The organism is Cellulomonas sp. NPDC055163, assembly GCF_053607065.1.
The window spans coordinates 1-10121 of the sequence record NZ_JBSGSU010000008.1 but is presented as its reverse complement, the minus strand read 5'-3'; the positions used below and the strand labels follow the sequence as shown (position 1 = coordinate 10121).

At 74.6% G+C, this 10121-nt stretch carries 10 protein-coding genes; 4 read left to right on the top strand and 6 right to left on the bottom strand.

Annotated features, from left to right (window positions below; genetic code table 11):
- The first annotated feature begins 198 nt into the window (after window positions 1–198).
- Window positions 199–1092: a pyruvate formate-lyase-activating protein gene (gene pflA / locus ACWFNE_RS16285; protein WP_452123471.1), complete on the top strand. Its 894-nt coding sequence runs from the start codon at window positions 199–201 to the stop codon at window positions 1090–1092.
- A gap of 18 nt (window positions 1093–1110) precedes the next feature.
- Here pflA and ACWFNE_RS16280 read toward each other — a convergent pair whose 3' ends face one another.
- Complete coding sequence (locus ACWFNE_RS16280) at window positions 1111–1617, bottom strand: YqeB family protein (protein ID WP_452123470.1); 507 nt, start codon at window positions 1615–1617, stop codon at window positions 1111–1113.
- Window positions 1618–1870: 253 nt separating this feature from the next.
- Between ACWFNE_RS16280 and ACWFNE_RS16275 the strand changes: the two genes are divergently transcribed.
- Together ACWFNE_RS16275 and ACWFNE_RS16270 are read left to right on the top strand one after the other, a co-directional pair.
- On the top strand, window positions 1871–2260 hold the full coding sequence (locus ACWFNE_RS16275; protein WP_452123469.1) for a MerR family transcriptional regulator: 390 nt from the start codon (window positions 1871–1873) through the stop codon (window positions 2258–2260).
- A complete protein-coding gene (locus ACWFNE_RS16270) occupies window positions 2257–3267 on the top strand; it encodes an aldo/keto reductase (RefSeq protein ID WP_452123468.1) in 1011 nt (336 codons plus the stop codon). The genes ACWFNE_RS16275 and ACWFNE_RS16270 overlap by 4 nt, the downstream gene beginning before the upstream one ends.
- A 55-nt stretch (window positions 3268–3322) precedes the next feature.
- Here the strand turns inward: ACWFNE_RS16270 and ACWFNE_RS16265 are convergent, their stop codons facing one another.
- From ACWFNE_RS16265 to ACWFNE_RS16245, 5 genes are all read right to left on the bottom strand, one after another.
- Window positions 3323–5464 (bottom strand): 3-hydroxyacyl-CoA dehydrogenase NAD-binding domain-containing protein, encoded by a 2142-nt coding sequence (locus tag ACWFNE_RS16265; RefSeq protein ID WP_452123467.1) that lies wholly within the window; start codon window positions 5462–5464, stop codon window positions 3323–3325.
- Window positions 5461–6717: a thiolase family protein gene (locus tag ACWFNE_RS16260; RefSeq protein ID WP_452123466.1), complete on the bottom strand. Its 1257-nt coding sequence runs from the start codon at window positions 6715–6717 to the stop codon at window positions 5461–5463. The genes ACWFNE_RS16265 and ACWFNE_RS16260 overlap by 4 nt, the downstream gene beginning before the upstream one ends.
- A 143-nt stretch (window positions 6718–6860) precedes the next feature.
- Window positions 6861–8147: an HRDC domain-containing protein gene (locus tag ACWFNE_RS16255; protein WP_452123465.1), complete on the bottom strand. Its 1287-nt coding sequence runs from the start codon at window positions 8145–8147 to the stop codon at window positions 6861–6863.
- Between the two features lie 121 nt (window positions 8148–8268).
- Entirely contained in the window at window positions 8269–8814 is a 546-nt protein-coding gene (locus ACWFNE_RS16250; RefSeq protein WP_452123464.1) for a LuxR C-terminal-related transcriptional regulator, read from the bottom strand.
- Between the two features lie 99 nt (window positions 8815–8913).
- A complete protein-coding gene (locus ACWFNE_RS16245; protein ID WP_452123463.1) occupies window positions 8914–9498 on the bottom strand; it encodes a DUF3000 domain-containing protein in 585 nt (194 codons plus the stop codon).
- Between the two features lie 162 nt (window positions 9499–9660).
- Here ACWFNE_RS16245 and ACWFNE_RS16240 point away from each other — a divergent pair.
- The coding region (locus ACWFNE_RS16240; protein ID WP_452123462.1) for an NAD(P)-binding domain-containing protein at window positions 9661–10121 on the top strand (461 nt) is incomplete at its 3' end.

Genomic DNA, 10121 nt, shown 5'->3' with positions numbered 1-10121 from the left:
CGGGAATTTTTGCCTTTTGGACGGGGGAGAGGAGGGTGGAGGTTTCTTGGGGGGTTTTCAGGGTTGTCTTGGCCCCCTGCCCCCCGGGGGAAAGGGGTTGGGGGGGGACGGGGGGGCCCCCCGCCACGGTCCACCGGGACACCGCACCACCCCCCGCAGCGAGCAGCACGATCCCCACGAGACCGACAGGAGCCGGCGATGGACGCGACAGCCGTACAGCGTGACGCCGGCGAGGTCGGCGCCCCGGTCGTCGAGCTCGGCGTGCCGCTCGTCGGCGGCTCGAACCACCGCTCGACCGCCGGGACCGCGGGGCTCGACGTCAGCGAGGCCGACCGGGTCGAGCGCTTCGCGCAGATGCGCGCCGGGGAGCTCGGCTCCCTGCACTCGTGGGAGCTCGTCACGGCCGTCGACGGCCCGGGGACGCGGCTGACCACGTTCTTGTCGGGCTGCCCGCTGCGGTGCCTCTACTGCCACAACCCCGACACCATGGAGATGCGCCGCGGCGAGCCGATCACCGCCGACGAGCTCCTGGGCCGGGTCCGCCGCTACCGTCCGATCTTCGAGGTCACCGGCGGCGGGCTGACGATCTCCGGCGGCGAGCCGCTCATGCAGCCGGCGTTCGTCGCCCGCGTCCTGCGGGGCGCGAAGGAGCTGGGCATCCACACGGCGATCGACACGTCCGGCTACCTCGGGGCGCACTGCACCGACGCGATGCTCGACGACCTCGACCTCGTGCTGCTCGACGTGAAGTCGGGCGACCCCGAGACGTACCGGCGGGTCACGGGCCGCGAGCTCGCCCCGACGCTCGAGCTCGGCCGTCGCCTCGCCGCGCGCGGGACCGAGACCTGGATCCGGTTCGTGCTCGTCCCGGGCCTCACGGACGACCCGGGGAACGTCGAGCAGGTCGCCGCGTACGCCGCGAGCCTGTCGAGCGTCACGCGCGTCGAGGTCCTGCCGTTCCACCAGATGGGCCGCGACAAGTGGGACGCCCTGGGGATGCGCTACGAGCTCGACGGGACCCCGGCGCCGTCGCCCGAGCTCGTCGCCCGGGTGCGCGCGCAGTTCCGGGCCCACGGCCTCACGACGTACTGAGGTCGCGCCCGGACCTCGTCAGTCCCGCGGCCCTTCCCACGGGTACCCGTGCTCGACGAACGCCCGCCGGACCGCAGCCCGGTCGCCCTCGACGTCGTCGGCGAAGAGCGTCCGCCCGAGCTCGCTCTCGAGCACGATCTTCGCGCCGCGCGGGTGCACGCCCGCCACGGTGGGACGGGCGAGGACCCGCTCGACCCGTCCGTGCCGCCGCACCTGCACCTCCTCCGCGTCGATCTCGAGGACCGCGGAGGCCGAGATCACCCACGCCGCCGCGACGACGCCGAGCGCGAGCCCGATCGCGGGACGCCCCCACGTCAGCCACGACGCGTCGAACGACGAGAGCAGCCGCAGCGGGCCCTCGAACGGCACCCACGGCGCGTCCTCGAGCCACCGGGCCACGACCGGGACCAGCGCGCCGAGCCCGAGGCCGCCGGCCCCGAGCACCCCGATCACCCACAGCCGGCCGTCGCGGTCGAAGCCGCCGACGGTCGTCGAGCGGCGGTGCAGCGTTCCGTCGTGAGTCACGTGACCCACCGTAGGAACGGCGCCGCGCACTGTCGTCCGACCTGGGTCGAGAGCAGGCGCCCCTCAGGTCGACGGTGTCCCTGACCGTCCCGGACCAGCTCATGACCCGTCGCGCGCGCGAGGTCCTCCCCGGTACCCCACGAGCACCGGAGCGTGACCCGTGCCGTCAAGCACGAGGGCGCGCCGTCCCACCGGGGAGCCGGTCGCCCGGCTGCTTGACTTCGAGTGCGCTCGAACTCCTAGCGTGGCCGTCATGACGAACAGTCACACGATCGGCGAGGTCGCCGAGAAGACCGGGGTCACGACGCACACCCTGCGCTACTACGAGCGCATCGGCCTGCTCGCCCCCGTCGCACGCTCGGCCGGCGGCAGGCGCGCCTACGACGACGGGGACGTCGGCTGGGTCCAGCTCCTGACCCTGCTCCGGGCGACCGGCATGGGCATCCGCGACATGCTCGCGTTCGCGGAGCTCACCCGCGCGGGCGAGCACACCGTCCCCGACCGGATCGAGGTGCTCCAGCGGCACCGCGACGTGCTCGACGCGCTCCTGCGCCGCCACACCGAGCACCTGCAGCTCATCGACAACAAGCTCACCTACTACCGCGGCGTCGTCGCCGCCGCCCGGGAGGACGCACACGCATGAGGACCCTGGAGATCGGCCGCACCGGCGAGAAGGTCAGCGAGCTCGCGCTCGGCGCGATGCTGTTCGGCACCACGACCGACGAGCCCACCGCGCACCGCATGCTCGACCACTTCCTGGACGCCGGCGGCACGCACGTCGACACCGCGAACTGCTACTCGTGGTGGAGCGGGCCGCAGTACACCGGTGACGAGAGCGAGGAGGTGCTCGGTCGCTGGTTCGCGCGCACCGGCCGCCGCGACGACGTGTTCCTCGCCACGAAGGGCACCGCCCGGATCCGCGACCTCGACGGCGTGTGGCGGGACGGGAGCGACGAGCCCGACAGCGCCCTCGCGCAGTCCCGGTACGAGGGGGCCGGGGCGCAGACGCTGCGCGACGCGCTCGAGGGCAGCCTGCGCCGCCTGCAGACCGACCACGTCGACCTGTACTACGTGCACGTCGACGACCGCTCGACCCCGCTCGAGGAGACGCTCGAGGTCCTGCACTCCTTCGTCGTCCAGGGCAAGGTCCGGCACCTCGGCTGGTCCAACGTGCGCGCCTGGCGCCTCGAGCGTGTCCGCGCGACCGCCGCGGCGAACGGCTGGACTGTCCCCGTCGCGCTCCAGCAGCAGCACACCTACCTGCACCGGACCGCGGGCCTGGACCACGCGTCGATCGTCGACGACGAGCAGCTCGACTACCTGCGCGCCCACGACGACGTGACCCTGTTCGCGTACACCCCGACGCTGCGCGGCTCGTACGACGACGACGCGAAGTGGGCGACGAACTGGCAGCACCGGTTCTTCGACGCACCCGCGAACGACGCCCGCCGGGCTCTCGTGCACGAGCTCGCCGCCGAGGTCGGCTGCACGCCGAACCAGCTCGTGCTCGCGTGGATCCTCGCGCAGCGCTCGCCGCGGATCTCGGCGATCACGGGCGTGCGCACGTGGGAGCAGTACGAGCAGAACATCCGCGCGGCCGAGGTCGAGCTGCCCGACGAGGTGGTGGCGCGGCTCGACGCGCAGCCCTGACCGCGCACTGCCCGCGGGGTGGGCGAGACGCGCCACCCACCCCGCGGGCAGCGGGTCAGACCTGGGACGCCGCCGGCACGGGCACGTCCGCACGGCCGGGCGGCAGGAAGCGACGCCCCGCGGCCCGCTCCGACCACCCCGTGCGGTCGAGGTAGGGCGTGATGCCGCCGAGGTGGAACGGCCAGCCCGCGCCGAGGACCATGCACAGGTCGATCTGCTCGGGAGTCGCGACGACACCCTCGTCGAGCATGAGCCCGATCTCCTGCGCGAGGCCCGCGAGCACCGCGTCGCGCACGCCCTGCTCGTCGAGCGCCCCCTCGGCGCCGACCGCCCCGAAGGCGTCCTGGATCGCCGGGTCGACCGCGTGCTCGCTGCCCCGCCCGTCCGGCTCCGGGACGACGCGACGCCCGGCCTCGGCGAGCCGGGACAGCCCGGGGGACAGCGGGTAGCGGTCGCCGAGGTCGGCGTGCAGGGACTCGAGCACGTGCAGCGCGACCGGGAGCCCGACGAGCTGGATGAGCGAGAACGGGCCCATGGGCAGCCCGAGCGGGCGGAGCGCCACATCGGCGACCTGCACCGGCGTCCCGCCCTCGACCGCCCCGGCGACCTCCGCAAGCATCCGCAGCAGGAGCCGGTTCACCACGAAGCCCGGCCGGTCGGCGACGCCGACGGCCGTCTTCCCGAGCCCCTGGGCCAGCGCGAACGCGGTCGCCACCGCCTGGTCGGTCGAGACACCCGTGCGGACGACCTCGATGAGCGGCATCTGCGCGACGGGGTTGAAGAAGTGGATCCCGACGACGCGCTCGGGGTGGCGCAGGTGCGCCGACATCTCGGTCACCGACAGCGCCGAGGTGTTCGTCGCGAGCACCGCGTCGTCCGCGATGATGTCCTCCAGCTCGGCGAACACGCGCTGCTTGAGGCTCATCACCTCGGTGACCGCCTCGATCACGAGGTCCGCGCCGGCGAGCGTCGACAGGTCGGTGCTCACCGAGATCGACGCGAGCACCCGGTTCGCCTCGTCGGCCGTGATGCGGCCCTTGGCGGCCTGGCCCTCGACGAGCCGGCGGATCCCCGCGAGTCCGGCCTCGACGCGCTCGTCGGACACCTCCCGCATGACCACGGGCACGCGCAGGCGCCGGGCGACGAGCACCGCGAGCTGCCCGGCCATGAGCCCGGCCCCGACGATGCCGACCGACCGCACGGGGCGGGCCAGCTCGGGCGCGGGGGCACCCTCGGGCTTGCGCGCGCGCCGGGTCGTGAGGTCGAACGCGTAGAGCCCGGCGCGGAGCTCGTCGGACATGATGAGCTCGGCGAGCGCGTCGTCCTCGGCCGAGAACGCCTGGTCCCGGTCGGCGGTGCGGGCCGCGGCGACGAGGTCGAGCGCGCGGTACGGGGACTGCTTCGCGCCGTGCAGGCGCGCGTCCAGCTGGGCGCGGGCGCCGGCGACGACCGCGTCCCACTCCTCCTGGCTCTCGACCTCGCGGCGCTCCGGCACCACGCGGCCCGCGAGCACGTCGGCGGTCCAGGAGAGCGACTGCTCGAGGAAGTCCGCGGCCTCGAAGAGCGCGTCGGCGACGCCCAGCTGACGCGCCTCGGCCGCCTTCGTCATCCGGTTGTTCGCGAGCGGGCGCGTGAGGATCAGCTCGAGCGCCCGACGCACGCCGACGAGGTGCGGCAGGTGGTAGCAGCCTCCCCAGCCCGGGACGAGACCCAGGAACACCTCGGGCAGGGCGAGCGCCGTCACGTCGGACGCGACCGTCCGGTACGTGCACGCGAGCGCGACCTCGAGCCCGCCGCCGAGCGCGGCGCCGTTGACGTAGGCGAACGTGGGGACGCCCATCTCGCCGAGCAGGCGGTAGGTCGCGTGCCCGAGCTCGGCGATCATCCGCGCGTCCGCGGGGTCGCTCAGCGAGGAGACCAGTGTGAGGTCCGCCCCGGCGGCGAGGTAGTACGGCTTGCCGGTCACGGCCACCGCGACGATCTCACCCGCCGCCGCGCGGGCCTGCTGGGCCCGCAGCGCGGCCTGGAGCTCGGCGAGCCCGCCCGGGCCGAGCGTCGTCGGCTTGGTGTGGTCGAAGCCGTTGTCGAGCGTGACGAGCGCGAGCGTGCCGGCGCCGCGGGGGAGCGTCACGTCGCGGACGAGCGCGTGCGTCACGCGCTCGGGACGGGGGGCGTTCTCGGTCGTGGGGGTGCTCATCGGGCGCTCCCGGAGGTCGTCGCGGCGGCGGGGCGCACACCGTCGTAGTTTGGGTGGTGCGGGTTCTCCCAGATCACCGTGCCGCCCTGGCCGAGGCCGACGCACATGGTCGTGAGGCCGTAGCGGACGCCGGGCTGCTCGGCGAACTGGCGCGCGAGCTGCGTCATGAGGCGCACGCCGGACGACGCGAGAGGGTGGCCGACGGCGATCGCACCGCCGTACGGGTTGACGCGCGGGTCGTCGTCGGCGATCCCGAAGGCGTCGAGGAACGCGAGCACCTGGACCGCGAACGCCTCGTTGACCTCGAACAGCCCGATGTCGTCGATCGTCAGGCCGGCGCGGGCGAGGGCACGCTGCGTCGCGGGGACCGGGCCGATGCCCATGACGGCCGGGTCCACGCCCGCGTAGGCGAACGAGACCATGCGCATCCGCGCCGCGAGGCCGAGCTCCTCGGCGGTGTCCTCCGCCGCGAGCAGGCACGAGGCGGCGCCGTCGGTGAGCGGGGCGGACGTCGCGGCGGTCACCCGCCCGCCCGCACGGAACGGCGTCTTCAGGTCGCGGACGTCCTCGAGGCGTGTGCCGGGTCGCGGCGGCTCGTCGGCGGTCGCGAGGCCCCAGCCGCGCTCCGGGTCGCGCGTCGCGACGTACACGAGGTCGGGGTCGATCTTGCCCGCGGCGAGCGCGGCGGCGTACTTCTCCTGGCTCGCGACGCCGTACGCGTCGGCGCGCTCGCGGGTCAGCTCGGGGAAGCGGTCGTGCAGGTTCTCGGCGGTGTTGCCCATGTTCAGGGCGTCGGCGGCGACGAGCCGCTCCGCGACGAACCGCGGGTTGGGGTCGGCGTCGAAGCCCATCGGGTGCCGACCCATGTGCTCGACGCCCCCGGCGAGCGCGACGTCGAGCCCGCCCACGCCGATGCCCGAGGCGACGGTGGTCACGGCGGTCATGGCGCCCGCGCACATGCGGTCGATCGCGTACCCGGGGACGGTCTCGGGGAGCCCGGACAGCACACCGACCGTGCGGCCGAGGGTCAGGCCCTGGTCGCCGGTCTGCGTCGTGGCCGCCACGGCGACCTCGTCGATCCGCTCTGGCGGCAGCTCCGGATGGCGTCGCAGGATCTCCCGGACGGTCTTGACGGCGAGGTCGTCCGCGCGGGTGTGCGCGTAGAGACCGTCGGGGCGGGCACGGCCGAACGGCGTGCGCACACCCTCGACGAAGACGACGGGACGGACGGACCGGGCGGATGCGCGCGGCATCGGACCTCCAGGCGGGACGACGGTGTCCTGCCGACCCAGGCGGGCCGGCGAGGGCCGACGTTACCGGGACGTCCGTCCCACGTCAGCCAAGTTACCGAACAGTAACATCGCGCCTCCGCGGGATCCGGTCTCTCCGGCCCCGGTCAGGCCGGGTCCGCCGCGAACGCAGCCGCGAGCCGCGGGACCGCGAGCTCGACCTGCCACTCGCGCGCACCACCGGACCGCAGCGCGTCGGCGACCGCCGGGGCGTCGAGCGTCGAGGGCGGCGACCAGCACAGGCGGCGCAGCAGGTCGGGCTGCAGCAGGTTCTCCGCCGGGACGTCCACCTCGGCCGACAGCGCCGCGATCACGTCACGCGCCGCCGTGAGCCGCGCGGCGGCCGCAGGATCCCGGTCGGCCCACGCGCGCGGCGGCGGGGGAGCGTCGCTCTTGGGCCCGCGCACCGACGGGAGCTCCGGCTCCGGGAGTGCCAGCGCCTCGTCGATCGCGTGCTGCCACAGCGCGGCACGGCGCCGGGTGCCCTTGCCCGAGAACGCCGGCAGGGCGACGAGCTGGGGGACGGACCGCGGGAGCGCCTGGGCGGCCGCGACGATCGCGTGGTCGGGGAGCACCCGTCCCGGGGAGATGTCGCGCTGGCGCGCGTTGTCGTCGCGCGTGGTCCACAGCGAGCGGACGACGGCGAGCCGCCGGGCGTCGCGCACCGCGTGCAGCCCCGAGACCCGGCGCCACGGCTCGACGCGCGGGGGCGGCGGGGGAGCCAGGCGCACCGCCTCGAACTCCTGCGCGGCCCACTCGGCCTTGCCCGCGACGGCCAGCCGCTCGGCGAGCACCGCGCGCAGCTCCACGAGCACCTCGACGTCGAGCGCCGCATAACGCAGCCACTCGCCCGGGAGCGGACGCGTCGACCAGTCGACCGCCGAGTGCTCCTTGGCCAGGCCCAGCCCGAGCAGCTCCGCCACGACCGCCGCGAGGCCGACGCGGTCGAGGCCGAGCAGGCGCGCACCGAGCTCGGTGTCGAAGATCCGCGTCGGCGTCATGCCCTGCTCGGCGAGGCCCGGCAGGTCCTGCGAGGCCGCGTGCAGCACCCACTCGACCCCCACGAGCGCCTGCGAGAGCGCCGACAGGTCGGGCAGCGCGATCGGGTCGATCAGCGCGGTGCCCGCACCCTCGCGCCGCAGCTGCACGAGGTACGTGCGCTGGCCGTAGCGATACCCGGAGGCGCGCTCGGCGTCGACCGCGACCGGCCCGGTGCCGGCCTCGAACAGCGCCACGACGCGCGCGAGCTCCTCCGCGGTCTCGACGACCGGGGGGACGCCCTCGCGGGGCTCGGTGAGTGCGACGACGAGCGGTGCCTCGGGCACGGCCACGTCGACGGCGTCGTCGGCGGGGACCTGCACCGCAGGGTCGCCGGACGGTCGATCGGGAAGCATGACCTCCACCGTAGGGGTTCCGCGGCCCGCCGCCGCGCGGGCGCGCGCAGCAGGACGGGGCCGAGGTGGTGTGGGGTCGCTCACGGGACCGCCGCAGGGGCGGGCGCGTGCGGGCGCGCTCTCAGTCGAGCAGGCCCGTCCGGATCGAGATCGCGACGAGCGCGGCGCGGTCACCCGTGCCGAGCTTGCGCGAGATGCGCGCGAGGTGGCTCTTGACCGTCAGGGCCGACAGGCCGAGCAGCTCGCCGATCCGCCGGTTGCTGCAACCGTCCGCGACGAGCTTGAGGACGCCGAGCTCGCGAGCGGTCAGCTCGGGGCGGTCCCGCACGAACTGCGCAGGCGGTGGGACCTGCATCAGGGTCGTGTGCGCCTCGGACGCGACGGCGCCGCGCAGGCCACCCGCGAGGAGGCCGACGAGCTCACGCCGGCTGGCACGCCGGGCCAGCAGGATGACCCGGCCGGACCCGCGACGCCGCAGGTTCCGGACGAGGACCTGCCCGTCACCGTCGGCGAGGTCGGACACGACCACGCACATCTGGCCGAGGGCGCGCCGCTGAGCGGGCGCGCCGACAGCGCGGTCGGCGCTGACGAGGGGTGCGCGCTCTCCGGCACGCGGCTGCACACCCCGCAGGGTGGGCGCGGTGCGGCGCAACGGCTCGATGCTCACGTAGGTCTCCCCGGGGATGTTTCCGGCACGTACAAGACCATCGGCCGCACCATCCCCGACCTTGAGCGGTTCGGCGGGGCTACTTGTTCCGGCGGCGTCTCATCGACGCCTCGGGAGCGGGACGACGCCCGCGGGGAGCGGGGGCAGTCCTGCCGTCGTGCACAGCAGCGTGCCCCACGCCCGCAGGTGCGGCCCGAGGTCCTCGTCGCGCGCCGTCCAGCTCGCACGCACCTCCAGCTCGACCTGCTCGGGGCGCTCGTCGAGCGCGCCGAAGCTCTGCGACAGGACCCGGGTCACGGTCCCGCCGGCGGCGTGCGCGTCGAGGCCGGCGCTCGCGAGGGCGTCGGCGAACCAGCTCCAGGCGACCTCCGCGAGCATCGGGTCGGAGCCCACCTCGGGCTCCAGCGTCGCGCGCACGAGGGTCACGAGGCGGAACGTCCCGTGCCACGCCTCCTGGCCCTCGGGGTCGTGCAGCACCACGAAGCGCCCGGACGCGAGCTCGACCGCGTCGGGGTCGCGCCGGCTCGCGCGCACCTCCGCGGTGAGGGCTGCCGTCCACGGCGCGATGCGCGCCGGACCGGGCACCTCCTCGAGGCGGATCTCGGGTCGCAGCTGCACGTCACGGAGCGATCGCAGTGCGCGCAGGAACTCCGGCGGAGCGGGCCCTGAACCGGCTGGTGTCACGCGAGCGAGACTACGTGCGGGGGTGCGGTCTTGCCGTTCGGCACGCCGCGTCGCGCGTGTCGTTGCGCCACTAGGCTGACCGGCGCATCAGCACAAACCGGCCCGCCCGTGCGGAGTGCACCTGCCGGCCCGGGCGCCCCCCGACGAAGGAGTACCGCGCGTATGTCCGTAGAAGGAACTGCTCAGATCGGTGTGACGGGTCTGGCTGTGATGGGTCGGAACCTGGCGCGGAACTTCGCGCGGCACGGGTACACGGTCGCGGTGCACAACCGGTCTTTCGCCAAGACCGAGTCCCTGGTCGCGGATCACGGGGACGAGGGGGTGTTCGTGGCGTCGGAGTCGATGGCGGACTTCGTGGCGTCGTTGGAGCGTCCGCGCAAGGTGGTGATCATGGTCAAGGCGGGTGCGGCCACGGACGCGGTGATCGGCGAGCTGGTCCCGTTGCTGGAGGCCGGGGACATCGTGATCGACGCGGGGAACGCGCACTTCCCGGACACGGTGCGCCGGGAGGGTGAGCTCAAGGCCCATGGCCTGCACTTCGTCGGCTCGGGTGTCTCGGGGGGTGAGGAGGGGGCGCTGCTGGGCCCGTCGATCATGCCGGGTGGGTCCCGGGAGTCCTATGC

Bases quoted from the DNA above. Each gene is read 5' to 3' on its own strand.
- pflA (WP_452123471.1), top strand. From the start codon at position 199: ATGGACGCGACAGCCGTACAGCGTGACGCCGGCGAGGTCGGCGCCCCG.
- ACWFNE_RS16275 (WP_452123469.1), top strand. From the start codon at position 1,871: ATGACGAACAGTCACACGATCGGCGAGGTCGCCGAGAAGACCGGGGTC.
- ACWFNE_RS16270 (WP_452123468.1), top strand. From the start codon at position 2,257: ATGAGGACCCTGGAGATCGGCCGCACCGGCGAGAAGGTCAGCGAGCTC.
- ACWFNE_RS16265 (WP_452123467.1), bottom strand. From the start codon at position 5,464: ATGAGCACCCCCACGACCGAGAACGCCCCCCGTCCCGAGCGCGTGACG.
- ACWFNE_RS16260 (WP_452123466.1), bottom strand. From the start codon at position 6,717: ATGCCGCGCGCATCCGCCCGGTCCGTCCGTCCCGTCGTCTTCGTCGAG.
- ACWFNE_RS16255 (WP_452123465.1), bottom strand. From the start codon at position 8,147: ATGCTTCCCGATCGACCGTCCGGCGACCCTGCGGTGCAGGTCCCCGCC.